This window comes from Parviterribacter kavangonensis, assembly GCF_056863335.1.
In genome coordinates, this window is sequence record NZ_JBXPJA010000001.1 from 2,243,092 (window position 1) to 2,266,937 (window position 23,846).

At 75.4% G+C, this 23,846-nt stretch carries 19 protein-coding genes and 3 pseudogenes; 12 read left to right on the top strand and 10 right to left on the bottom strand.

Annotated elements, in window-relative coordinates; translation table 11 throughout:
• Positions 1–19 precede the first annotated feature (19 nt).
• Positions 20–1,198: an ArsA family ATPase gene (locus AC1UE4_RS11495; protein WP_482917365.1), complete on the top strand. Its 1,179-nt coding sequence runs from the start codon at positions 20–22 to the stop codon at positions 1,196–1,198.
• Entirely contained in the window at positions 1,179–1,559 is a 381-nt protein-coding gene (locus tag AC1UE4_RS11500) for a hypothetical protein (RefSeq protein ID WP_482917366.1), read from the top strand. Before AC1UE4_RS11495 ends, AC1UE4_RS11500 begins: the two co-directional genes overlap by 20 nt.
• Here the strand turns inward: AC1UE4_RS11500 and AC1UE4_RS11505 are convergent.
• Positions 1,556–2,284, bottom strand: coding sequence for a response regulator (locus AC1UE4_RS11505; RefSeq protein ID WP_482917367.1), 729 nt, complete (start codon positions 2,282–2,284; stop codon positions 1,556–1,558). The two genes, AC1UE4_RS11500 and AC1UE4_RS11505, sit on opposite strands and share 4 nt — an antisense overlap.
• Before the next feature lie 206 nt (positions 2,285–2,490).
• Here AC1UE4_RS11505 and AC1UE4_RS11510 point away from each other — a divergent pair, with 206 nt between their 5' ends.
• Genes AC1UE4_RS11510 through AC1UE4_RS11520 form a run of 3 tightly spaced genes read left to right on the top strand, consistent with a single transcriptional unit; the run spans position 2,491 to position 5,691 of the window.
• Positions 2,491–3,288, top strand: coding sequence for a response regulator (locus AC1UE4_RS11510; protein WP_482918235.1), 798 nt, complete (start codon positions 2,491–2,493; stop codon positions 3,286–3,288).
• Positions 3,285–4,460 (top strand): hypothetical protein, encoded by a 1,176-nt coding sequence (locus tag AC1UE4_RS11515; protein ID WP_482917368.1) that lies wholly within the window; start codon positions 3,285–3,287, stop codon positions 4,458–4,460. Before AC1UE4_RS11510 ends, AC1UE4_RS11515 begins: the two co-directional genes overlap by 4 nt.
• 28 nt (positions 4,461–4,488) lie before the next feature.
• The gene (locus AC1UE4_RS11520) at positions 4,489–5,691 is read left to right on the top strand and encodes a carboxylate--amine ligase (protein WP_482917369.1); all 1,203 of its coding nucleotides are present in this window, start codon (positions 4,489–4,491) and stop codon (positions 5,689–5,691) included.
• A gap of 50 nt (positions 5,692–5,741) precedes the next feature.
• Here AC1UE4_RS11520 and AC1UE4_RS11525 read toward each other — a convergent pair.
• Together AC1UE4_RS11525 and AC1UE4_RS11530 are read right to left on the bottom strand one after the other, a co-directional pair.
• Positions 5,742–6,608, bottom strand: a pseudogene (locus AC1UE4_RS11525) (GNAT family N-acetyltransferase); the annotation flags it as partial.
• On the bottom strand, positions 6,583–7,674 hold the full coding sequence (locus tag AC1UE4_RS11530; protein WP_482917370.1) for an aminotransferase class V-fold PLP-dependent enzyme: 1,092 nt from the start codon (positions 7,672–7,674) through the stop codon (positions 6,583–6,585). The gene AC1UE4_RS11530 and the pseudogene AC1UE4_RS11525, both read right to left, overlap by 26 nt.
• Between AC1UE4_RS11530 and AC1UE4_RS11535 the strand changes: the two genes are divergently transcribed.
• Positions 7,673–8,920 carry a GNAT family N-acetyltransferase gene (locus AC1UE4_RS11535; RefSeq protein ID WP_482917371.1) on the top strand — a complete coding sequence of 416 codons (1,248 nt, stop codon included), beginning with the start codon at positions 7,673–7,675 and terminating at the stop codon, positions 8,918–8,920. The two genes, AC1UE4_RS11530 and AC1UE4_RS11535, sit on opposite strands and share 2 nt — an antisense overlap.
• A gap of 1,448 nt (positions 8,921–10,368) precedes the next feature.
• On the opposite strand, the pseudogene AC1UE4_RS11540 reads toward AC1UE4_RS11535, so the two are convergent.
• Both AC1UE4_RS11540 and AC1UE4_RS11545 read right to left on the bottom strand, forming a co-directional pair.
• Positions 10,369–10,965, bottom strand: a pseudogene (locus AC1UE4_RS11540) (polysaccharide deacetylase family protein); the annotation flags it as partial.
• Complete coding sequence (locus AC1UE4_RS11545) at positions 10,959–12,092, bottom strand: glycosyltransferase (protein ID WP_482917372.1); 1,134 nt, start codon at positions 12,090–12,092, stop codon at positions 10,959–10,961. The gene AC1UE4_RS11545 and the pseudogene AC1UE4_RS11540, both read right to left, overlap by 7 nt.
• Positions 12,093–12,323: 231 nt before the next feature.
• Here AC1UE4_RS11545 and AC1UE4_RS11550 point away from each other — a divergent pair, with 231 nt between their 5' ends.
• Genes AC1UE4_RS11550 through AC1UE4_RS11560 form a run of 3 tightly spaced genes read left to right on the top strand, consistent with a single transcriptional unit; the run spans position 12,324 to position 15,311 of the window.
• Entirely contained in the window at positions 12,324–13,436 is a 1,113-nt protein-coding gene (locus AC1UE4_RS11550; protein ID WP_482917373.1) for a glycosyltransferase, read from the top strand.
• A complete protein-coding gene (locus AC1UE4_RS11555; protein ID WP_482917374.1) occupies positions 13,436–14,575 on the top strand; it encodes a glycosyltransferase in 1,140 nt (379 codons plus the stop codon). The genes AC1UE4_RS11550 and AC1UE4_RS11555 overlap by 1 nt, the downstream gene beginning before the upstream one ends.
• A complete protein-coding gene (locus AC1UE4_RS11560) occupies positions 14,565–15,311 on the top strand; it encodes a YveK family protein (RefSeq protein ID WP_482917375.1) in 747 nt (248 codons plus the stop codon). Before AC1UE4_RS11555 ends, AC1UE4_RS11560 begins: the two co-directional genes overlap by 11 nt.
• Before the next feature lie 54 nt (positions 15,312–15,365).
• Here the strand turns inward: AC1UE4_RS11560 and AC1UE4_RS11565 are convergent.
• Positions 15,366–16,565 (bottom strand): annotated as a pseudogene (locus AC1UE4_RS11565) (O-antigen ligase family protein); the annotation flags it as partial.
• Positions 16,566–16,627: 62 nt separating this feature from the next.
• Between AC1UE4_RS11565 and AC1UE4_RS11570 the strand changes: the two are divergent.
• Positions 16,628–17,932, top strand: coding sequence for a flippase (locus AC1UE4_RS11570; protein WP_482917376.1), 1,305 nt, complete (start codon positions 16,628–16,630; stop codon positions 17,930–17,932).
• On the opposite strand, the gene AC1UE4_RS11575 is transcribed toward AC1UE4_RS11570, so the two are convergent.
• The 4 genes from AC1UE4_RS11575 to AC1UE4_RS11590 all read right to left on the bottom strand — a co-directional run bounded on the left by AC1UE4_RS11575 (position 17,871) and on the right by AC1UE4_RS11590 (position 23,185).
• Entirely contained in the window at positions 17,871–19,232 is a 1,362-nt protein-coding gene (locus AC1UE4_RS11575; RefSeq protein WP_482917377.1) for an exopolysaccharide biosynthesis polyprenyl glycosylphosphotransferase, read from the bottom strand. The genes AC1UE4_RS11570 and AC1UE4_RS11575 overlap by 62 nt on opposite strands.
• A gap of 247 nt (positions 19,233–19,479) precedes the next feature.
• On the bottom strand, positions 19,480–21,096 hold the full coding sequence (locus AC1UE4_RS11580; protein WP_482917378.1) for a CBM96 family carbohydrate-binding protein: 1,617 nt from the start codon (positions 21,094–21,096) through the stop codon (positions 19,480–19,482).
• Positions 21,097–21,311: 215 nt separating this feature from the next.
• Positions 21,312–22,490: a kynureninase gene (locus tag AC1UE4_RS11585; protein WP_482917379.1), complete on the bottom strand. Its 1,179-nt coding sequence runs from the start codon at positions 22,488–22,490 to the stop codon at positions 21,312–21,314.
• Positions 22,475–23,185, bottom strand: coding sequence for an alpha/beta hydrolase (locus tag AC1UE4_RS11590; protein WP_482917380.1), 711 nt, complete (start codon positions 23,183–23,185; stop codon positions 22,475–22,477). The genes AC1UE4_RS11585 and AC1UE4_RS11590 overlap by 16 nt, the downstream gene beginning before the upstream one ends.
• On the opposite strand from AC1UE4_RS11590, the gene AC1UE4_RS11595 reads away from it, so the two are divergent.
• Both AC1UE4_RS11595 and AC1UE4_RS11600 read left to right on the top strand, forming a co-directional pair.
• Positions 23,184–23,636 (top strand): EVE domain-containing protein, encoded by a 453-nt coding sequence (locus AC1UE4_RS11595; protein WP_482917381.1) that lies wholly within the window; start codon positions 23,184–23,186, stop codon positions 23,634–23,636. The two genes, AC1UE4_RS11590 and AC1UE4_RS11595, sit on opposite strands and share 2 nt — an antisense overlap.
• Positions 23,633–23,842 carry a hypothetical protein gene (locus AC1UE4_RS11600; protein ID WP_482917382.1) on the top strand — a complete coding sequence of 70 codons (210 nt, stop codon included), beginning with the start codon at positions 23,633–23,635 and terminating at the stop codon, positions 23,840–23,842. The genes AC1UE4_RS11595 and AC1UE4_RS11600 overlap by 4 nt, the downstream gene beginning before the upstream one ends.
• Positions 23,843–23,846 lie beyond the last annotated feature (4 nt).

The window sequence follows — 23,846 nt, forward strand, 5'->3', positions numbered from 1 at the left end:
CCGTAGACTCGTGCCGCTCGTGCCTTGCCGCACCATCCTCTACACGGGCAAGGGCGGCGTCGGCAAGACCTCCGTGGCCGCCGCGACCGCCCGCCGCTGCGCCGCCGCCGGGCTGCGGACGCTCGCCGTGTCCACCGATCCGGCGCACTCCCTCGCCGACGCGCTCGGCGTCGAGCTCGGCTCCGAGCCCACCGACGTCGGCGGCGGCCTCTGGGGCCGGCAGATCACCGCGCAGGACGAGCTCGAGCAGCACTGGACCGCCGTGCAGGCGTGGATGGGCGAGCTGCTCGTCGAGCGCGGCGTCGACCGGATCTCCGCCGAGGAGCTGACGGTCCCGCCGGGCGGCGACGAGCTGTTCGCGCTGCTGGCGATCAAGGCGCACTTCGAGAGCGGCGACTTCGACGTGCTCGTCGTCGACTGCGCGCCGACCGGCGAGACGCTGCGGCTGCTGTCGTTCCCCGACGTCGCGCGCTGGTGGCTCGAGAAGGTCTTCCCGCAGCAGGGGCGGCTGCTCGACGCGGCGCGCCCGCTCGCGCGCGCGCTGCTCGACGTCACGCTGCCGGGCGACGCGGTGCTCGCCGACGTCGAGCGCCTGCTCGGCAACCTCATCGCGATGCACGAGATCCTCCGCGATCGCGAGCGCGTGTCGCTGCGGCTCGTCATGAACCCCGACCGGATGGTGGTCGAGGAGGCGCGGCGCACGTTCACCTACCTGAACCTCTACGGCTTCCTCACGGACGCGGTCGTCGTGAACCGCGTGTTCCCGGACGACGTCGGGCCGTACTTCGCGGGCTGGCGCGCGACGCAGCAGGAGGCGCTCGCCGAGGTCCGCGCCGCCTTCGCCCCGGTGCCGCTGCTGCAGGCGCCGTACTTCGACCGCGAGGTGCGCGGCCCGGAGATGCTCGACCGGCTCGGCGACGCACTCTTCGACGGCAGCGCGGCGGAGTCGGTCCTGCACACGACGTTCACGCAGGGGCTCGTGGTCGGTCGCGACGGCGCATCGCTGCGGCTCGAGCTGCCGTTCGCCGAACGCGGGGAGCTGCAGCTGAAGAAGATCGGCACCGAGCTCGTCGTCCGCGTCGGCGCGCACAAGCGCACGATGCTGCTGCCTCCGGCCCTCGCCGGGTACCGACCCGCAGGTGCCACCTTCGAGGACGGAGCCCTCAGGATCTCCTTCGATGCCCCCGCCGCAGCCTGACGCCGATCCACTCACCGCGCTGCGCGAGCGGCTCGAGGCGACCCGGCGCGCGGCGGAGCGGCTCGCCGAGGAGGCCGCGCGCGAGCGCGAGCAGCGCTTCTCCGACGAGCACCCGCCGCCCGCGGGCTGGGACGTCCCGCGCAGCGCCGAGCGCGCCTCGGACGAGCTCGACGCGCTCGTGGCGCTGCTGACGACGCTGCGCGACGTCCTGCCGCCCGAGCTCCGTCAGCAGCTCGCGGAGCTCGTCCGCCAGCTGCTCGTGTTCGTGCGCGCGGTGCTCGACTGGTGGATCGGAAGGCTCGAGCAGGAGCCCTCGCCGCCGGCCGAGCCGCGCGGCGTCGAGGACATCCCGATCGGCTAGCGCTGGTCCGGCAGCACGGGGGCCTGCGCGACGATGTCCGGGCGGCGCATGCGCTCGGCCAGCGCGATGCACTCCATCCGCGTGTGGACGCCGAGCTTGCGCATGATGTTCTTGATGTGGCTGTAGACGGTGTCCTCGGTGAGGACGAGCGTCTCCGCGATCTGCTGCGTCGTCGCGCCGGAGCTGACGAGGTCGAGGACCTCCCACTCACGCGGCGTCAGCGGGCTCTTCACCGGCCGCATCCCCGACAGGCGGTCGGGGAACCGGCGCACTCGCTCCACGAGGCGCATCGTCAGGGACCGGGAGATCGCCGCTTCGCCCTGGGTGACGCCCGACACGGCGCGGACGACGGACTCCACCGGCACCTCCTTCGACAGCACCCCGGCCGCCCCGGCGCGCAGTGCCGCCACGGCGAGGTCCTCGTTCACCTCGATGGTGAAGAGGATCACCTTGATGCTGGGGACGTCGGTGACGACGCGCCGGGTGACCTCGCACCCGTCGAGCCGCGCGAGCCGGTGCTCGGTCAGGAGCACGTCGGGGCGGTAGTGCTTGGTGAGCTCCACGGCTTCCACCCCGTCGCCCGCAGTGGCGACGAGGACGACCCCGTCTGCGCGCTGGAGCACATCGCGGATCACCGTGCGGGAGAGGGGGTCGCCGTCGGCTACGACGACTCGCACCCGCTCGCCCTGCTCCTCGACATCGAGCTCTTCCTTGCGTTCAGTCATGTGACCAGCGGTCATGCTCATCATCTGGGGGTTAGGTTCCTACGTCAAGTCTCATCGAAAGGCTTACCCCATGCCAGTCGAAGTCCGCGGTAGGGGTTCTCTCAGGCGTATGAGGTAGGAACCTCACCCGAACGGCTGTTCGGTCGTCGGAGAACTTCAACCGCATGACCGCCGAGCCCTCCCTCATTGGGGGTGCGAGGAGGACCATGCGACCATCCCCCGGTGGATTCACGATCCGCTTCGTGGCCAGTGGACATCGGGGTTATGAGCGGATCGTCCGAGTGCTGCTGATCGACGACGACCCGACGGCGCGCCGCGCGCTGCGCGACGCGGCGCTCGGGATCCGCGGACTCGTGATCACCGCTGAGGGGTCAAGCGGAGTTGACGTATTGGGCCGGTTTGAGGCGGTTTCTCCAGATGTGGTTGTCATCGACGTCGACATGCCGGACGTCGACGGGGTCACCGCGACGCTGAGGTTGACGCGTAGGCACCCGGGCGTGTCCGTTCTCCTGCTGACCGCGCGCGAGGACGACGAGCTGTCGCTGCTCGCGTTGCGCGCCGGTGCGGCGGGCGTCCTGTCGAAGGGCATCCAGGCCGACGCCATCCTCCGGGCGACTCGGTCGGTCGGCCGCGGCGAGGCGGCGATCTCGCGGCGGCTGACGCGCCGGCTCGTCGAGAGCTACCGCGCGGTGGCGTCCGGCGCGCCGCGGACCCGGCCGATCGAGAGCGTCCTGACGACGCGCGAGTGGCAGGTGCTGGACCTGCTTGAGGAGGGCGCGTCGACCGAGGCGATCGCCGCGCGGCTGGTGGTGTCGATCGACACCGTGCGGTCGCACGTCAAGCACATCCTGCGCAAGCTCGGCGCGCACTCGCGCCACGAGGCGGTCCGCGCGGCCGCGCGGCTGCGCACGGGTGGCGACGGCGGGCGCCACCAGCGCGGGATGGAGGAGGGCGAGCTGCACCGCAGGCTCGCCGACCTCGGCGTGTTGCGGCAGGGCGGGTGAGGAGAGCGCGCGGCGCGGGCGCGGCCTACGGGCACGTCGCCTACCCGTGGCGCGCGGCCTTCGCCCGGTCGTCGCCGCTGCCGTTGCGGTTCTACGCGCGGCTCGTCACGCATCAGCTGCGGGCTGGGCTGCCGGCGAGCCGGCGCTTCGGGCCGCTGGTGGCGGGCATCGCGCGCCGCGGCATCCCGGCGCAGGTCGTCGCGGGGCTCCTCGGGGATGTCGTCGCGAACGATCGCGAGCGGCCGGACCTGAACGCGATCGCCTCCACGGTGCGCACGGAATGGGGCTCGCTGGGCCTGCCCGGCAGCGCCCCCGACGCCCTGCACGTCCTCGCCCTCCAGCGCCGCGCCGCCGTGACCGTGTTCCTCTTCGGGGCCGCTCCGCATCCGCTCGTCGTCGTCAAGCTCGCCGGCGGGGACGGCGGGCGGGCCGCCCGCGAGGCGGACCTCCTTTCGGCCGCCGAGCCGGCCGGCCTGGCGCCGCGGCCGCTCGGTCGCGTCTGCGGCGGCTGGGCGCAGGAGGGCCTGGCCGGCGAGCCGCTCGACGTCGTCCCGCTGTCGCCGGCGCGCGCCGCGTCGCTGGCGTGGCCGGCGGCGCTGACCGAGGTCGAGTCGGCGCTCTGCCGGCTTGCCGCCGCGACGGCGGTGCGCGGCCCGGCCGACGACGTGGCGGGACCGGTGGAGAGCGCCCTCTCCGACGGCGTGCTCGACGGCCGCACCCGGGCGCTCCTCGCCGCGGCGTGGCGCGACGTGCGCCGCCTCGACGTCGCGGTCCTGCGCCATCACGACTCGGGCCCGCAGAACTGCCTCTTCGATGGCGGCGACCTGCGCGGCCTCGTCGACTGGGAGTACGGCGTGCGCCGCGGCGCTCCGTCGCACGACGTCCTCACCGCGGCGGTGTCGTACCTCGACCTCGGCGTCGGGCTCCGGCGCTGGTCGCCGGACCTCCTCGTCGAGACGTTCGCGTCCGCGTGGAGCGGCCCGTTCGGTGCCGCCGCGCGCGCGGCGGCGAGCCGCGCGATCGCCGCCGCCGGCGTCTCGGACGCGATGCGCGAGCCGCTCGAGGCCACCTTCTTCGGCATGCGCGTCGGCCATCGCCTCGACGCGCCGGGCGCCTACCCCACCGACGCCCGCACTGCCGCGCGGGTCCTGGAGGTCGCGGTCGGTGCCTGATCCGGCGGCTGTCGTCACGGACGTCCACGTGCGGAGCGCCGTCGCGGGTGTCCGGGCGCTCGGGCGGGCAGGGGTCGACGTGATCGCCGTCGGACGGGGCTGGCGAGCGGCGGGGCTGTGGTCGCGGTACGCCGTGCGACGCGCCGCCGCGCCGGATCCGAGTGCCGACGGCGACGGGTTCGCGGCGCGCGTCGTGGCGGCGGCGCTCGAGCACGAGGCCGCGGTGGTGTACCCCGGCTGCGAGGCCGCGATCGACGCTCTGCTCGCCGCGCCCGAGCTGCTGCGCGACGCGGTCACGCTCCCCTACGCCTCGGCCGCCGCGCTCGAGGCGCTGCGAGACAAGCGGCGGTTGGCGGAGCTCGCGCCCGAGGCCGGCCTCGCGGTTCCTGCGCAGCTCGCCGCCGGCACGGCGTCCGAGCTGGCGCGCGCGGCCATCGACCCGCCGCTGATGCTCAAGCCGGCGCGCCCCGGCGCCGTCGGCTCGGCGGTAGCGATCGGGGACGCCGGGGAGCTGCGCAGGGCGCTCGCGGCGCTGCCGCCGGACGAGCCGCTCCTCCTGCAGTCGCGAGCGCCGGGCCCGTTGACGGCGGTGTCGCTCGTCCTCGACCGGGACGGCGCGCTCGTCGCGCGCTTCCAGCAGCGGGCCGTGCGGACGTGGCCGCCGGGCGCGGGCCCGAGCAGCGCGGCGCGCAGCGTCGCGCCGGACGACGCGCTCGTCGAGCGCTGCGCCGCGCTGCTGCGGCGTGCGGGGTACTGGGGGCTCGCGCAGCTGCAGTTCGTCGGCTCGGGCGCGGATGCGGCGCTCATCGACGTGAACCCCCGCTTCTACGGATCGCTGCCGCTGGCGCTGGCCTCGGGCGTGAACCTGCCGCACGCCTGGCACCGCGCCGTCACCGGCGGGCCGGTGCCGCGGCCGGGTCCGTACCGGGTGGGCGTGGGGTACCGGTGGCTCGAAGCCGACCTGGCCGCGGCCGTGCGCGGTCACCCGACGCGCGCGCTCGCCCGCTCGCCGCGTCCCTGCGCCGGCGGGGTGTGGGCGAGCGACGACCCGGTGGCGAGCGCTCTGCTGGCGGGCGCGGCCGCCTCGGTCCGGGTGTCGCGGCGGCTCCCGCGCCGGCGGGCGTCGACGACGAGGTCCGCGGCGAGCCGGACCGCGCGCCCATGGGCTCCGGGCGCCGCTGCCTCCAGCCGGACGACGGCGCTGTCGTCGCCGCCGAGGTCGCGCTTGTAGCGGTACCGGGAGGGCCCGAAGTCGTACGTGTCGAAGCCGCGGTCGATCGCGTCGCGGATCGACTCGAGCGCGAGCACGATCCCCGGGCCGATCCGGGCGTACGACGGGTCGAAGCCGGCGTTGTAGAAGAAGGCGGTGCCGGCGTGGTCGAGCCGGATGCCGACGCCGGCGACGTCGCCGCCGCACTCGAGCTCGAAGAGGCGCAGGCCGACCTCGCTGCCGCGGCCCACGCGGTCGAGCAGCTGCGCGAGCCGGTCGTTGATCGCACGGTGGCGCTCGCCCTTCATGGAGGCGCGCGCGGCGTGCAGCGCGAGGAAGCGATCGAGCGCCGCCGGCCGGCCTTCCGGCGGCGCCTGCGTCGTGACGGCTCCGGCCAGGTCCGCCCGGCGCAGCTTCTGCTTGAGCGCCTTGCGGGCGACCGGCGACCGCTGGGCGAGGTAGGCGGCGAACGAGGGCGGCAGCGCGAGCCGCGGGTTCGCGATCGGCACCAGCCGCAGGCCGGGGAGGCCGTGCGGCGCCCTGAGGCCGTCGGCGTCGAGCGTGGCCCAGGCACGCGGGTGCTCGCGCAGCCACGTCGCGAACGCGCCCCAGGCGGCCGCCTCGTGTCCGGCGGCGACGACCAGCCCGCGCGCGGGCGTCACCGGCCGCCCGGCGAACCGCCAGCGCCCCCCGGTCTGCTCCTCGACCAGCCCGATCGCGATCGGGTCGCCGCTGGGATCCGTCACCGTGATGAGCCTGAGCCGTTGCGGGCGGTGGGCGGCGGCCCACGCGGCCACCCAGTCGTGGGTCAGGTACGGGGTCCGCTCCGCCGCGCGCCGCTCGAGCGCGGTCCATCGCTCGGCGACGTGCTGCAGGTCGGCGGCCGCGCACGGCGCCACGTCGACGCGTGGTTCAGCTCCGGAGCGAGAGGACCGCATCGGCGATCTGGTCGAGGTCGCGGGGGCGCAGCTCCTGGTGCACGGGCACGGCGATCGTCGTCGCCCGGCGCTCCTTGATCTCCGGGAACGCGTCGACGGGCAGCAGCGGATGCGGCACCCCCCAGAGGTCCAGCGCGACGACGCCTCGCGCGCGCAGGTGCGCGAGCGCGCGCAGCTTGTCGCTGGTGACGACCGGCAGGGCGAACGGCGACGCGCCCGGCGGCAGCTTCCCGAACGGCTGCGGAACCAGATCGGCGAGCGCGGCGGCCAGAGCCGCGTGATGCGCCCGGCGCCGTGCCGCGACCGAGGGGTCCCCCAGCCGCGCCGCGAGGTACGAGGTCGTCGACCACGGCATCGCCTCCGCATCGCCGAGAGCGAGCACCTCGGGGATGTCGCCGGCCGGCCACTCCGCTCCGGAGGCTCCCCTCGCGAGGTCGCCGCCCGCGACGCCGAAGTTCCCGTCTCCCCCCGCCCTCTTCCCGCGGATCACGCGCGCCAAGGCGTGTGCGGTGCCGGAGCGGCCGAGGATCCAGCGCGTGTGGTGGCGGGCGAGCGCCTTCGCTCCTCTGCGCGGGTCGAGCGGGCGGCGGGCCGGGGGCGCGATGCCGGTCGAGACGGCGCCTTCCGGCAGGCCGACGCTCTTGTACAGGCACCAGAACGCGAAGTCCCCGTCGGCGCCGACCGGGCGGCCGTCGGCGTGGGTGCTCAGCCAGCCCTGCGCGACGTCCTCGATGAGCAGCAGCCCGTGGCGGTCGCACCAGGTCCGCCAGCGCTCCGAGTCCTGCGGCAGGCCGAGGAAGTGGATGAGATGCAGCGCGCGAGTGCCCGGGGTGAGGAGCGCCTCGAGCTCGTCCTCCTCCGGACGCAGCGAGGCGTCGCCGCCGTAGAACCGGACGCCGGCGCCTCGCCGGCGGACCGCCTCGACCTCCGAGCCGTGGTGGTACGCCGGCATCAGCACCTCGTCGCCCTCCCCCACGCCGAGCGCGCCGAGACCCGCCCACAACGCGGCGCGGCCCCAGGCGTGCAGGCGCGCGCTCGGCTTCGCGAGCGGGTAAGGGACCGGCATGACCGGCTCGCGGGTCCACGCTGCCAGCGGGAGCGGCGCCCGCACCGACAGCCGCGGCGGCAGCGCCCGCCGTCGCGACGCGCCGGTCGTGACGCGCTGGATCACCGGGGCGGACGCCGTCGCCGACCTGGCCGGAGACTGGGCGGCGCTAGCGGGCACCGAGGCCACCCCCTTCGCCGACCCGCGCTGGTACCGCGCGTGGGCCGCCGCCTTCGGAGACCGAGAGGCGATCAGCACCGCGTGGCGGTCGGGCGAGCTCGTCGCGGTCTTCCCGCTGCTCGCCGAGCGCGGCCGCCTTCGGGCGATGGCGAACGAGCACACCCCTCGCTTCATCGCGCCCGCCGCGGACCGAGCGGCGCTCGCGTCCGCGGTCGAGGCCGCGCTGCCGCGGCGGGCCGATGTCCTGGAGGTCCGGGGGCTCGCGGACGACGACCCGCTGCTGGCCTGCCTCCGTGAGAACGGGGACTCGCACCGGCTGCACCTCGAGGAGGACTACGTCTCGCCGGTCGTCGAGATCGAGACCGACTTCGCCGCCTACCGCGACGCGCGCCGGAAGCACTGGCGGGAGATCGAGCGGCGGCGCCGCAAGCTCCTGCGCGAGCACGAGGTCGAGGTCGACCTCATCGCCCGCCCCGCGGACCTCGACGCCGCGCTCGCCGACGCGTTCGCCGTCGAGGCCAGCGGCTGGAAGGCGCGCGAAGGGACGGCCATCGCGTCGGCTCCGCGGACCGAGCGCTTCTACCGCGACGTCGCCGCCGCGTTCCACGCGACCGGCGAGCTGCGCATCTCGCTGCTGCGCGTCGACGGACGGCCGGCCGCGATGGACCTGGCGCTCGTCCGCGCCGGCGCGTACTTCCTCCTGAAGACCGGCTACGACGAGCGGCTGCGCCGCCACGGCCCCGGGCTCGCGCTGCGCCTCTGGGTGGTCGAGCGTTGCTTCGAGGAGCGCCTGCGTCACGAGTTCCTCGGCGCGGACATGGAGTACAAGCGCCTCTTCGCGACGTCCGGCCGGCGCCACGTCGTAGCGCGGGTGTACCGCCGTGGCGGCCGCGGGACCGTGGGATGGGCGTGGCGGTCCACCCTCCGGCCGGTCGTCAAGCGCGCGTACCGCGGCGTCGTGCCGGCCCGGGACGGTGCCGTGCCCAGCCGGTCGTCGACGAGCGCGAGCACGCGCGCGGCGAGCTCCTCGGACGGCGACGTCGCGTCGAGGACGGCGAGCCCGTCGGCACACGATCGCTCCGCGTAGAGGGCCTCGGCGCGCCGCAGCACGCCCGGGTCCTGATCGCCGGGCTTGCGGTCGGCGGCGGTGCCCGCGTCGAGCGCCAGCAGGACCGCGACGTCGGGACGCGGGACGGCGTGGCGGAGCAGCGCCTCGGCGACGCGATGGCGCCCGTACCGCAGCCGCAGGTCGACGACGGCGTCGGTGCGCCACCGGTCGCAGACGACGTCGAAGCCCGCGGCCCGGGCCCGTGCGGCGCGGCGCGCCGTGATCGCCGCGGTCCCGGCCACGACGACGACCCAGCCCCAGGCGACGAGCGAGCGGTCGCCGGCCTCGCGCGCGTCCTGGCGCTTGGTGACCGTGGGACCGCCGGCCGCGACCGGATCGGCGATCGTGCCGTCGCGTCCCAGCAGCCGCCTGACCGGAGCGGCGATGCGGCTGAGCCGCGCGTCCTCGGTGCCGAGCCGCGTCCAGCGGTGCGCGACCGGGCGCCCGCGCTCCTCGAGCCCCGCCCGCACCGCGTCCGCGAGCGTCGACTTCCCGGCGCCGTCGAGCCCGCTCAGGGCGATGACGAGCCCACGCTGCCGGGCGGGGGTGACGCCGAGCCGCCCGAGCACCCGGTCGCGCAGCGCTGCCCGCGCCGCCGGTGACCGCGTGGCGGTCGCGATGGCGGCGGGGTAGGTGAGGCGCCCGCGCGCGGTCCGGGGTTCGTCGACGACTCCGACGAGGGCGTCGTCCCCCCGTCCGGCAGCGAGCTCGTGCGCCCTGCGGGCGACGATCGGTTCGGTCAGCAGCGCGGCGGCGCGCGGGGCGAGCTTGCCCGCCGGCCGCCCGGCGACGACGTCGGCGGCGAGGACGAGCACGCGATCGGCGGGAGAGGAGGCCGGCAGAGCGGCGCCGTGCGCGCGGAACGACCGCGCCACCACGCCGACGAGCGACGGGTACGCGTCGGGCCACGCCTCGGCGTCGAGCACGTCGACGTCGCGGGCGCCGCCCTCCCACACGACGTGCCCCGGATCGCCCGGCCGGGGCCGCAGCCCCGCCGCCGACAGCGCCCGGGCGACGCGCACGCGCCCCCACGGCATGACGAGCAGATCGATGTCGCTCGAGGTCGGCGAAGGAGGCCCGCGCCACAGCAGCACGCCCCCCGGCGCCGCGTCGGCGACCCGCCGCAGGAGCTCCTCGTCCGCGCGGGGCGATGGCCGATCGGAGACGCCCGGTCCGCGGACCAGGTCCTCCCCGGCCGGCGGAGACGCGCCCGTCGTCGCGTGCCTCCGTGCCAGGGCGCGGCGCGGGGCTCGCGTCGCGCGCCGGACCGCGGCTCCCGCGCGCGAGTGGAAGAGGGGCTCGTAGACCCCCGCCACCTTGAGCGCGAACGCCGTCAGGTCGTCGCGGCCGGTGATCATGCAGCGCGCGAGCGTGTAGGGCTCCCAGCCGCCGCGGCAGTGGCAGGTCGCGGCCGAAGCGAAGCCGACCTCCTCGGCCGCCGCGACCGCCTCGGGGCCGTACCGGCAGAACGGGTACGCGAAGCTGGTGACCGGAGCCTGGATCAGCTCCTCGAGCCACGCCCGGCTGCCGGCCATCTCGCGCACGCATGCGGCACGGTCGAGCGTCGAGAGGTCCGGGTGGGTGACGGTGTGCGCACCGAGCTCGACGCCCGCCGCGTGCAGCTCGAGCAGCTCCTCGCGGGTCAGCATGCGCTGGCGAGCCGCCGGAGCGAGCCACGGGTTGGGCAGCCCGGCCAGCCCCGTCACCACGTAGACGGTGGCGGTCGCGCCAAGCTCCCCCAGGATCGGCAGCAGAACGGAGCGGTTGTCCTCCATCCCATCGTCGAAGCTCAGCGCGACCAGCCCGGTGGGCGGGTGGCCGGCCTGCAGCCACCGCCCCACCAGCTCGGAGACCGTCACGAACTCGAAGCCCGCGTCGCGCAGAAGGCCGAGCTGCGCGCGGAACCGCTGCGGGTCGACGCGCAGCCAGTCCGGGTCGACCGACGGATCGGGCCGGCCGAGACCGTGGTACGCGAGGATCCGCGACTCGCGCGCGGCGACGTGGCGGAGCGCCCGCGTCAGCACGTCGCCCCCACGAGACGCTTCCGGTCGGGTCGTGGGCTCGGCGCGGCGAGCAGCTCGTCGTAGAGCTCCGCGACGCGGGCGGTGGTGAAGCGGACGTCGTGGTCCTGCTCGACGCGGTGCCGGCCGCACGCGCCCTCGGCGTCGGCGAACACCGGGTCGGCGAGCCGTCGCGCCACCTCCTCCGCCAGCGCGACGACGTCGCCGACCCGGACGACCGCGCCGGCTTCCCGCCCGACGACCGAGCGCACGCCGTCCACCGCGGTCGCCACGACGCTGCGGCCGGCGGCCAGCGCCTCGAGCAGCGACAGCGACAGCCCCTCCCACCGCGACGGCAGCACCACGACCGTCGCCGCCGCGAGCCAGCGGGGGACGTCCTCGCACTGGCCCGCGAACAGGACCCGCGGGCACCCGCGCGCCGCCAGCGCGGCCCGGTCCGGCCCGTCGCCGACGAGCACGAGCTGCGCGTCCGGCACCCGGCGCAGCACCCGCGGCCACGCATCGAGCAGCACGTCCTGCCCCTTCTGCCGGCACAGCCGCCCGACGACGACCGCCAGCGGCGCGTCGCCGAGCCCGAGCGCGTGCCGGGCCGCCAGCCGGTCGGCGGGTGTGGCGTGCGAGTGCGCCGCGAGGTCGACCCCGTTGGGGACGACCGCCCACCGCGCCGCGATGCCGCGGTCCTCGCCGCGGCGCCGCTCGTCCTCGCTGACGCACAGCACGCGCTGCGCCCAACGGGCGGCGACGCGCTCCCAGCGCACGCTGCAGCTCGCCATCACGCCGTCAACCGCCTCGAACGACCACGCGTGCGGCTGGTAGATGGTGGGCCGCCGGCCGTGCACGGCGAGCCGCCCGGCCAGTCCCGCCTTGGCCGAGTGCAGGTGCACGACGCGCGGGTCGGTGACCGCGACGATCGCCGTCAGCCGGCGCACCTCGGCGGCCAGCGACCGGCCCGGCTCGCGGCTGGCCGGCCACGGCAGCCAACGCGCGCCGTGCCGCAGCGCGAAGCGCTGCAGTTCGCCGCCCGGCGGGCTCGCCACCGCGACCGGCCAGCCGCGCCCGAGCTGGTCGACGATGAGCTGCGACGCGACGCGCGGCACACCCGCGTCGTGCGGCTGCGCGACGTGCAACACGGCTCCGGCCGATCTGCGTGCTCCGTCCTTGGGATCCACCCTCGGCGCCGTTGTAGCGCTGCCCCGGGCGTCCCTCTCCGGGATCTTCCTCCCGTGCCAGGTCCCCGGCCGCTCGTCCCCCGCGGCCCATCACCTCGCGCAGAGATCTCCCCGCCGTGGGGGACGGACGTTCCCCGCGCGCCGCACGAACCCTGCGCGGCGCGACGCTCCGCCGGCGGGAAGATCGATCTCGTGCCCCTGCGCGTGCTGCACGCCAGCGAGACGACGCTCGGCGGCCTCGGGAGGGTCCTGAGCGAGCTGGCGTGCGATCAGCTCGCGCGCGGACACACCGTGGCGGTCGCGGCGCCACCCGGCGGCCCCGTGCCGGAGGAGCTGACGCGCGCCGGCGTGACGTTCCACGCCTGGCCGGCCGGCCCACGGCCGGGACGAGCGCTGCCGCGGGAGGTCCGCAGCCTGCGCGAGGCGATCACCGAGCACCGGCCCGACGTGCTGCACCTGCACGCCGCGAAGGCGGGGCTCGCCGGCCGGCTCGTGGTGCGGCGCCGGATCCCCACGGTGTTCCAGCCCCACGCCTGGTCGTTCTTCGCCGTCCGCGGCGCGGCGCGGACCGCGGCGCTGCAGTGGGAGCGCATCGGCGCGCGGTGGGCCGACGTCGTGCTGTGCGTCAGCGCGGACGAGCGCGAGGCGGGCAAGCGCCACCGCATCCACGCGCGCTACCGCGTGCTGCCGAACGGCCTCGACCTCGAGCGCTGGGAGGAGCCGGCGCCCGGCGAGCGGGAGGCCGTGAAGGGGAAGCTCGGGCTCGGCACCGTCCCGCTGGCGGTCTGCGTCGGGCGCCTGCACCGGCAGAAGGGTCAGGAGGCGCTGCTCGACGCGTGGCCGGCCGTGCGGGACGTGGTCCCGGGCGCGCTGCTGGCGCTCGTCGGCGACGGCCCGGACCGCCCGGTCATCGAGCGGCGCGAGGTTCCCGGCGTGCGGCTGGTCGGCGAGACCGGCGACGTGCGCACGTGGCTGGCGGCGGCCACCGTCGTCGTGCAGCCGTCGCGCTGGGAGGGCATGTCGCTGGCGCTCCTCGAGGCGCTCGCCTCCGGGCGCAGCGTCGTGGTGACCGACGTGCCGGGGATGCGCGAGGTCGTCGGGGACGACGCCGGGGCGATCGTCGGCCCCGAGGACCGCCGCGCCCTGGTCGCCGCGCTCGTCGAGCGGCTGCGCGACCCGGGCCGGGCCGACGCGGAGGGAAGGGCGGGTCGCCGCCGCATCACGCAGCACCACGACCTGCGCCGCCAGCTCGACGGCGTGGCGGAGCTGTACGACGAGCTGCTGGCCGAACGGAGGAGGTCGTGATGGAGGAGGCGAGGACGCCGCTGAAGGTGGTCGTCGTGCAGCCGTACGCGGGCATGGGCGGGTCGGAGCGCTGGCTGCTGCGGCTGCTCGACGCCGCCGACGACCTGGAGCCGAGCGTCGTGCTGCTCGCCGACGGGCCGCTGCGCCTCGCGCTGCAGGAGCGCGGCGTGCCGGTGCGCATGCGCCCCGTCGGGCGCAGCCCGCTCGACCTCGTCCGCCCCATCGGCTGGCTGGCGCGCGTGCTGCGCCGCGAGCGGCCGGACGTCGTGCTCGGCAACGTGCTCAAGGGCCAGCTCGTCGCCGGGCCCGCCGCGCGGCTCGCCGGGATCCCATCGGTCTGGGCCAAGCACGACCACGGCTACGACCGCTGGCTCGCCCGGCCGGTCGCACGCCAGGCCGACGCGGTCGTCGCGGCAGTGGAGGAGCTGGCCGCGCCGACCCGCCGGCCCGACGCGGTGATCATCCCGCCGCCCCGCCCCGACGTCGCGCCGGCCCGGCGCGAGGCGGCGAGGGACTGGCTGCGCGGGTTCGGCGTGCCGGTCGGCGACGAGCCGCTCGTGCTCATGGCCGGCCGCCTCGTCCCCTTCAAGGGCGTCGACGACCTGCTGCGCGCGCTCGCGTACGAGGGCGGGAAGCCCTGGCGCCTCGTGGTCGCCGGCGCCGACGACCCGGCCGCACCGGGCGAGACCGCTCGTCTCGCCGGGCTGGCGCGCGATCTCGGCGTCGACGAGCGCGTCCACTTCGTCGGCCACGTGCCGGACGCGGCGCACTGGATGGCCGCGTTCGACGCCGTGGCCGTGCTGACGAAGCCGACGGGGAACCGGCGCGCGCCGGACCGCGAGGGCTTCGGGACCTCCGCGTTCGAGGCGATGATCGCCGGCGTGCCGGTCATCGCCGTGCGCGGCGGCGCCGTCGTGCGGCGGCTCGCGGGCCGCGCCGGGATCGGCGTGCCGCCGGGCGATCCGGAGGCGGTCGCCGACGCGCTCGCGCAGCTGGCCGACCCGGTCGCCCGCGCGGACGCGGGCGCCGCCGCGCGCGAGCTCGTGGCCGATCACCCGGACGCGACCACCTGCGCCGACATGCTCGTCGAGGTCCTGCGATCCGCGCAGCCGGCGGTGGGAGGGGCACATGGAGCGTGACCTGCTCGGTGCGGCCTGGCGCCGCCGCCGGCTCGTGGCCGCCGCGTTCGCCGTGATCGTCGTCGGCACGGCGATCGTGTCGCAGGTGCTGCCGAAGGTCTACTCGACCTCGAGCACGCTGCTCGTCTCGGTGTCGGGCGACGAGCGCAGCTTCGACACGCTGCAGGCGGGCCAGGCGCTCTCGCGGTCGTACGCCGAGATCATCGACAGCCCGGTCATCGCCCAGCTCGTGGCGCGCACGCTGAACCGGCCCGGCGACGCGCAGGCCATCCACGACAGCATGGAGTTCACCGCCGTCACGGAGACGCAGCTGCTGAAGATCGCCGCCGAGTCGCGCGACCCGCGCGAGGCGCAGGCGCTGGCCAACACGTACGCGCACGTCTTCGCGAGCTACGCCTCGGGCCGGCTCGAGACGACGACCCGGTCGCGCATCGCGATCGCGGTGGAGGCGCCGGTCGCTACGCGCGTCGTGCGGCCCCGGCCCACGCTCTACGTGCTCCTCGCCGCGCTCATCGGTGCGCCGCTGGCGCTCTGGCTGGGCGTCGTGGCCGACCGGCTCGCGCCGCACCTATCGGCGCCGGTCCCCGTCGTGCAGCGCGGTCAGGAGGCCGGCGACGACGAGGAACGTCCCAAACGCAACCGGCGGCCGGAACGACGCGATCGTCAGCCCCTGCGCGAGGAACCCGACGACGCCCGCGAGAAGCCCAAGCTTCAGCCCGAAGCCCGCGGGGCGTGACAGCGCCGAGATCCCGCGGCGCAGCAGCTGGGCGAAGAAGACGAGGAACGCGGCGAGGCCGACGAAGCCCATCTCGGCGGCGAGGCTCAGCGGCAGGTTGTGGGCGTTCTCGAGCGGGCGCCCGCGCTCGTAGAGGCCGCTCACCGATGCCTCGTGCACGAACTGGTTGACCCCGACGCCGACGAGCGGGTTGTCGAGCGCGACGTCGCGGGCGTGCTGCCAGATCTCCGGCCGCCGGTCGCGCACCGTCGCCGACCCGCTGTCGAGCGTCGCGAGGCGCTCGACGACGGGTGAGAACGACGACGTCCGCACCGGCATCGCGCCCGCGGCGAGGACGAGGAGCAGCGCGGCCGCCGCGACGACCAGCGTCCGCTGCGCGCGCGGCCAGACGAGCAGCACCAGCACGCCGGCCGCGAGGCCGATCATGCCGCCGCGCGAGAGCGAGAACACGATCCCCGCGATCGCACCCCCGATCGGGAACGCGAGCCACGCGTACCGGCGTGGATCGCTCAGTGCGAGGCCGAGCGCCGGGAACACGCCGAGCAGCAGCACGCTCGCGAAGTAGTTCGCGTCGGTGAACGTGCCGATGGCGCGCTGGCGGGTGATCGCGCCCCCGGCCAGCGTCTCGACGTCCCCGGCCCGCAGGAAGTCCGACGCACCGATCGCGCCGAGCACCCCGACCCCCACCGCGAGCCCGGCGATCATGAGCCGCACCTCGGCCTGCGAGCACCCGCGGACCGTCAGGTACGCGGCGACGAAGAGCGTCCACAGCACCAGCGTGCGCACGACCGGCGCCGGCTCCACGGCCACGGGCAGTCCGGCGGCGAGCGCGAGCAGCGCGACGATCAGGGGCGCATCGGCCAGGCGCGGCAGCGGCGCCGTGCGCGGCGCCAGCGTGGCGCGCACGGCCCAGCCGAGCCCGACGACCGCGAGCATCGCCTCGGTCGGCGACAACCCGCCGCCGCCGATCGGCAGCCGTACGTACTCGAGCGGCAGCGAGGCCACGGCGGCCGCCACGGCCGCGGCGGGCCGGACGACGGCGCAGACGAGGAACGCGGCCCCCGCGGCGGCGAGCGGCAGCGCGAGCGGGTGGATGGCGTACGCGGCGAGCGTGAGCGTCGCCGCCCCCGCAGCCGCGCACGCCAGGGCCAGGGCCGCCGGCAGGGCGGCAGCGCTGCGGGCGACCTTCGCCACGCAGGTCACGATGGCGCGCCGCGGCGGGGGCGACCCGGGAGATCCGTGCCCCGAAGGCATGGCCGGTGCCGGGGAGATCTCTCCCGGTCGGGGCGGCGCGTTCCGCACTACCGTCCGGTGCGGTGCGGCGCGCCCGCAGGAACACGGTGGTTCGCGCGGCGGGCGAGATCGCCGGCAAGCTCGCGACGCTCGCCCTGTTCATCGTGCTCGCGCGCGAGACCGACCCGGACGAGGTCGGCATCTACGTCTTCGCGTTCGCGTTCCTGCAGGTCGTCACGATGCCCGTCGGCCTCGGCATGGACCGCCTGCTCATCCGGCGCATCGCCGAGGACCGCGACCGCGCGGGCGAGGTCGCGCGCGTCATCGCGCTGAAGTTCCGCGCCGGCACGCCGATCGTCGCCGCGTCGGTCGGCGGCGCCGCCCTGCTGGGCCACGACGCGCGGACGTGCGCCGCGGTCGCGATCCTCGGGCCGGGGCTGTTGATGGAGTCGGCCGCGCGCTCGGTCTTCGGCGTCTTCACCGCGTACGAGCGCAGCGAGCTGCTGTCCGCGTGCATCGTCGTCCAGCGCACCGGCGCCGCCGCCATCGGGCTCGCCGCGCTCGCGGCGGGGCTCGGGATGCTCGCGGTGTGCGGCGCGTACAGCATCGGCGCCGCCGCCGGCCTGACGTTGGCCGTCATCCTGGCGCGCCGCCGGCTCGGCGTCCGCGCGTTCTCGCTGCGCGGCCGTCTCCCGCGCGAGCTGCTGCGCCGCAGCCGGCCGTACGCCGCGGGCGACCTGCTCGGCGTGCTGCTCGCGAAGCTCGACGTCGTGCTGCTGTCCGTGCTGGCGACCACCGCCGCCGTCGGCACCTACGGCGCGGCGTACCGGCTGCTCGAGGCGACCGCGTTCCTGACCTCGTCGGTCAACGGGGCGTTCGCGGCGATGTTCACCTACCTCGGGCCGGACACGCAGCCGCCGGTCGGGGTCGCGTTCCGCCGTGCGGTGACGATGCTGCTCGGTCTGCTCGTGCCGTGCGCGATCGCGTTCGCCGTCCTCGCCGAGCCGCTCACCGTCCTGCTGCTCGGTGAGGAGTTCCGCGAGGCGAGCACGGTGCTGCGGCTGCTCTCCCCGACCGTCGTGCTCATCGGCCTGGTCTACCTGGGGACGTCGCTCGTCGTCTCGCGCGGGCACCCGGGGACGATGGTCCGGATCACGGCCGTGGGCGTCGCGCTGAACGTGGCGCTGAACGTCGCGCTGATCCCGGCGCTGGCCGAACGCGGCGCGGCCATCGCGATGCTCGGCACCGAGATCGTGCTGTGCGCGCTGGTGCTACGCGAGGCGGTGCGCGTGCTCGGCGAGCGCCCGGCCGCACCGCCCCGGCGCGCTACTCCGCTCCCCGCACCACCGCGCTCAGCGTCAGCAGCAGGATCTTCACGTCGAGGGTGAGCGACCAGTTCGCGATGTAGAAGTTGTCCCAGGCGAGGCGGTCGGAGATCGACGTCTTGCCGCGCAGCCCGTGGACCTGGGCCCAGCCCGTGATCCCCGGCCGCACGCGATGGCGCTCGGCGTAGCGCGGGAACCGCCGCTCGTACAGGTCGACGTACTCGGGCCGCTCGGGCCGCGGCCCGACGAGGCTCATCTCGCCGCGCACGACGTTGATGAGCTGGGCCAGCTCGTCGAGGGACGTCCGCCGGATGAAGCGCCCGACCTTCGTGCGCCGGTCCTCGCCTTCGACGCCTCCGGGTGCGACGTCCGGCTCGACGGCCTCCACGGCGGGCGGCGCGGTCGGCACGGCGCCGGGCCGCATCGACCGGAACTTCAGGATCTCGAACGGCCGGCCGCCGCAGCCGATCCGCGTCTGGCGGAGGAGCACGGGACCGGGCGAGCTCATGCGCACCGCGAGCGCGATGACCGCCAGCAGCGGGGAGAGCACCGCCAGCAGCAGCGCCGCGACGATCCGGTCGAGCGCGTGCTTGATGGCGAACTGCCACCCGTTCGGATCGGCGGGGTGCAGCGTGAAGACCGGCAGCGCCCCGAGGTCCGCGACCGTGGCCGCGGTGGTGCCCGACTCGAAGAAACGGGGGACGACCGAGACACGGATGCCGAGCGCGCAGCACTCGTCGAGCATCCCGCGCAGCAGCCCGTCGCGCCCGCGGCATGCCGGGAAGGCCACGATCACGTCGCCGATCTCACGTGTGCGCGCGAGCTCGGGGAGGTCGTTCAGGCGCCCGAGGACGGGCGCGCGGCAGCGCGTGTTCTCCGGGTGGTCGTCGTCGAGCACGCCGATCGGCCGGAGGCCCAGCTCCGGCCGGTCGAGCAGCCGGCGCTCGACCTGCGCCGCCACGCGTCCCGCCCCGAGGATGATCGTCGGCGAGCCGGCGCCTCCCGCGGCCAGCGCCTGCCGCCGCGCGGTCATCAGCCCGTACCGCACGACCGGCAGCGCGGCCGAGCCGATGAGCCACGCGACGACGATCGAGGGCTGGACGTCGTGCTCGAGCACGGACGCCAGCGCGAGGACGATCATCGCGCCGACCGAGGTCGCCCTCAGGACATCCCCGAAGACGTCGAGGCAACGGCGGGCGATCCGTGGTCGGTAGCCGTGGCGCTGGGCGATCAGCGCCGTCACCAGGAAGGGGTAGAGCCACAGCAGGACGTGCGCGGATTGCGCTTCTGCTGCTTCGCGCCCGCCCGCGATCCCCACTGCCGCCGCCAGCACGAACGCGTCGGCGATGGCGCAGAGCCGCATCCAGCGGCGCTCGTCGGCAACTTCCTCGCGCGCTGCGCATTGCGCGAGCCGGGTGGTCCGCTCGATCGTCCCCCCGTGCCGTTCCGCGCGCAGCTCGCTGCGTACATCGGTCCCCACTCCGGCGCTCCTCCCCAAGTTGCCTCCCTGCGAGGTCCTACTCGGGGCTTCCCCGCGTGCCGGCGCGGCGGATGGTGAGATCCGGGCCGCGCCGGCGAGCGGAGTTATGGTCAACCAGCGGGGAGTGACTTCACCCCGTGGTGAGGGCGTTGGCGAAGGCGTTCCAACCCGGCTTCGGGGAGAAGTCCCGGTTGAGGAGCCCGAACTGGGCCTCACGGTCCAGGGGATCCGTCCCCTTGTTGCGGAGGTTGTAGACGAGCATCGCCTTGACGTATCCCCAACCCGAGTCGCGGACGACCTTGAACGAGTCGGCGACGAACTGCGCCTGCTGGCTGGTGCTGACGCACCACTTGCTCGAGCCGACGGTGCACGTCGACCAGCCGTACTCGGTCAGCCACAGGCCCTTCGCGCCGTCGCCGTTGGCGACCATCGCGTCACGCACCCACGGCACGCCGCTCTTGAAGTTCCACTTCTCCTGACCGGCCGATCCCGTCTCCCACGGGCTGCGGCTCTCGGAGTACGGGTGGATCGAGATGCCGTCCTCGTACGGGGCGATGCCGAGCGAGTACAGCCGCTCGATGAACGCCCGGTCGGCGAACGACGTCGCGCCGGCGATCACCGGCAGCGAGGGCTGAACGGCCTTCACCGGGCCGTACGCGGCCTTGACGATCCGCGCGTAGTCGGCGGCGGGGTCCGGCGAGACGAGGAACGTCTGGGCCGCCTCGTTGGGCTCGTTCCAGATCTCCAGCGCGGCGAGGTAGCCGCCCCAGCGCTTCGCGACGTAGCTGGCGGCGTCGGCGTAGTCGCGGGCATCACGCGGCGGGTAGTTCTGCACGTTGCGGTCCCACCACGAGCCGCTGCAGCTCTGCTTGAGCGTGTCCGGCGCGCTGGACGCCCAGCACGGCGTCGTGTGCAGCGCCGCGACGACCTTCATGCCGCGCGCCGCGGCGGCCGCGAACAGGGTGTCGATCTTGTCGACGTACCACGACGAGTACGAGCCCTTCGCGCTCGTCTCCAGGCTGCTCCACGCGACGTCGAACCGCACGGAGGTCGCGCCGGCCGACTTGAGCATGTCGAGCTCACGCATGCTCACGTCGAGCGGCGAGCTCGACCACAGGCCGTGGCTCTGGGCGCCGCGGAACGGCACGCCGCCGGTGCCGGGATCCGGGGCCGGCGCGGGCGACGTCGGGGGGGTGGGGGAGCTCGCGCTGGTCTCCACCACGAGGCGCGGAGCGTAGGCGGCGTCCTCGCGGGACGCGAACGTCCTGGAGGTCATGCTGCCGGTCGTGACGGCGAGGTTGACGTCCCCGTCACCGCGGACGAGCGAGGTCACGTCGACCGAGATCCACTGCCCGGCGGGCAGCGGACCGCCGCTCGATCCGGCGGAGGCGCCGACGAGGGGCGCGTTGCGGTACGTCAGGCCACCCTCCGTCCACGTGCCGCTGGTCACGGGCCGGACGGCGACGCCCGAGTTGGTGATGGTGGACTTGGGGAAGAGGCGGAGCGTGGCGCGGGTGATGGGCGCGCCGCCCTCGTTGACGCGGAAGCGCAGGTAGGCCTTCGAGTAGGGCGAGCCGTCGACGCGGAGCGTCGAGGCGTAGCCGAAGTTCGTCGAGGCCTGGTCCTCGCGGACGTAGCCGTCGGCGGACGGCGTGACGGTGGCGGCTTGGGCGGTTCCGCCGAGGGCGGCGAGAACGAGCGTGAGGGCGAGCGCGGGCAGCGCCCACCAAGTGGGACGATGTGGCAACGGAACTCCCGTTTCGGGACGTGGGACTTCTCACCCGGTGATCGGAACGCGCGATCGCCCGCATAGGGAGCTTCCTCCCCAGCTGGCCGCACGTTCCCCCCCAGGCGACGGGCGGCGGCGATGGTGGCGCATGGGCGCTCCGATCCCTGCCGGAGGGGCACCTCGCTGGCGCGTCGCCACAGCGAGCTGGCGCGTTGGCGATCGTCCTGGGGGAGTTATGTCACCCGACTGGGGACGGCGTCCATCCCCAAGTGGACAGCGCTCTTGACCACCTCGCGGGTACGCGTCACCGCCTCCTCGACGTCGGCGAAGCGCGTGTAGAGCGCCGGCAGGCCGAAGCGGATGAGGTCGGGCCGCCGGAAGTCCGGCACGACGCCCGCCTGCTCGATGAGCGCGCGGCAGATCTGCCACCCCTGCGGGTGGCCGAGCGAGACGTGGCCGCCGCGCCGCATGGCGTCGCGCGGGCTGGCCAGCGTGAAGCCGAGTGGCGCGAGCCAGGCGTCGTGCAGCGCGATCAGGTGATCGGTCAGCGCCCGGTGCTTCGCGGCGACGGCCGCCATGCCCGCCTCGGCGACGAGCTCGACGCCGCTGCGCACCGCGATGAGGTCGAGGATCGGCGGCGTGCCGGCGAGGAAGCGGTCGATGCCCTCGGCAGGCTCGTATGCCGGGCCCATCGCGAACTGCTCGCGCTGGCCGAACCACCCGCGGATCGGCGAGACGAGCTCGCGCTGCAGCTCCTCGCGCACGTAGAGGAACGCGGGCGCTCCGGGCCCGCCGTTGAGGTACTTGTAGGTGCAGCCGACCGCCAGCTCGGCGCCCGAGCCGTGGAGGTCGAGCTCGATCGCCCCGGCCGCGTGGCTGAGGTCCCACAGCACCGGGCACCGCGGCTCGCCGTCGAGCTCGAGCACCTCGCCCGAGCGGTAGTCCACCTTCGAGAGCACCGCGAGGCGCGCGCCGTCCATCGCGCGCTCGAGGTCCTCGCGCTCGACGAGGTCGAGCGGGACGCCGTGGCGTGCCGCGAGCCCCTCGAGGACGTAGCGGTCGGTCGGGAAGTCGCCGGCCAGCGCGACGAGCCGGCCGGGCCGCGCTTCGAGCATCGCGCCGGCGAGCTTGAAGAGGTTGACCGTGACGCTGTCGCAGACGATGACCTCGCCGGGCCGCGCGCCGAGGACGTGCTCGGCCAGCAGGTCGCCGGTGCTGCGCGGCAGCTCGATCCAGTCCGGCCAGCCGCTGACGAGCCGGCTCCCCCACTCCTCGACGGCGGCGTGCAGGCGCTGCGCGGTGGCGTGCGGCAGCCGGCCGAGCGAGTTGCCGTCGACGTAGATGGGGCCGTCGTCGTCGACGACGAAGCGCTCCCGGAAGTGCGCGAGCGGATCAGTCAGGTCGTCAGCCATCGCGCGATCTCCCCCCATGCCGCCGAGCCGGGGTCGATCGGCTCGTAGTGCCCCTCGCCCTCGCGCAGCGACAGCGTGACCTCGTCGCCGGCCGCCTCGGCGTAGCGCTCGCTCATCGACGCCGGGACGGTGTCGTCCTCGGTCCCGTGCTGCAGGAACGTCGCCACGCCGGTCGGCACGCGGCAGATCGGCGAGATCTCGTCCCACTCGGCGCCCTCGGCGAACCGCGCGACGACCCCCGCGCCGAGGTCGCAGCGGATCGCCTCCTGCACGTCGGTGACCGCGGCCGCGCCGACGACGGCCCGCAGGTCGATGCGCGAAGCGAGGCGCCCGGCCGCCCACAGCGCGAGGTGCCCGCCCGCCGAGTGCCCGACGAGCGAGACGTCGTCGAGGTCGAGCGGCGCCTCGAGGTCGGCGAGGAGGTCGATCGCGGCGCCGACGTCCTCCCCCGTCTCCGGCCAGCCGCCGTCGCAGTCCAGGCGCCGGTACTCGATGTTCCACGCCGCCACGCCGCGGCGGCAGAGGTCGCGCGCCAGCGGCTCCATCAGATCGCGCCGGAAGCGCTCGCGCCAGAAGCCTCCGTGGATGAGGACGACGACCGGCAGCAGCGAGCCCTCGGCGACCTCGGGCAAGAAGAGGTCGGCGACCTGCTCGGGGTGGTCGCCGTACGTGTGGAAGTACGATCGTGGAGGCATGGCCACCTGGATCCTGACCGCCTCGCCGGAGAACCATGCGGTGACCGAGGAGCGGGGCTTCTCCGTCATCGGCGTCAAGGAGCGCAACCGCAACCGCGCGCTCGAGATCGAGCCCGGCGACGTCATCGTCCTGTACCTCACGAAGGTGATGCGCTTCGCGGGCGCGATCCGCGTCACCGGCGACATGTTCGAGGACCGCGAGAAGCTCTGGCCCGGCAAGCCCGGCAAGGCCGATCCGTACCCGTGGCGCTTCCCCACCGAGAAGGTGGTCGCGCTTCCCGAGGAGGACTGGATCCCCGCCGAGGACCTCCGCCTCGACCTCGAGCACATCCGCAAGTGGCCGGAGGAGCACTGGAAGCTCGCCTTCCAGGGCCAGCTGCGGACGATCTCCGATCACGACGCGGACCTGCTGCTCGACCGGCTGCGCGCGGCGTCCGGCGCGGCGGCATGAGCCAGGACAGGGCGGATCGCATCCGCACGCTCCTCCTGCGCGCCGACAACGTCCTGAAGAACCCGGGCGACGAGGCCGACCGGGCCCGCCGCGCTCGCCAGGCGCTCGAGGAGGCGCGCGACCTCGCCGGCGACCCGGAGATCGAGCCGCGCGTGCGGGAGCTCGTCGAGCGGCGGCTCGCGGGGCTCGACGACCTCACCGGGTGAGGCC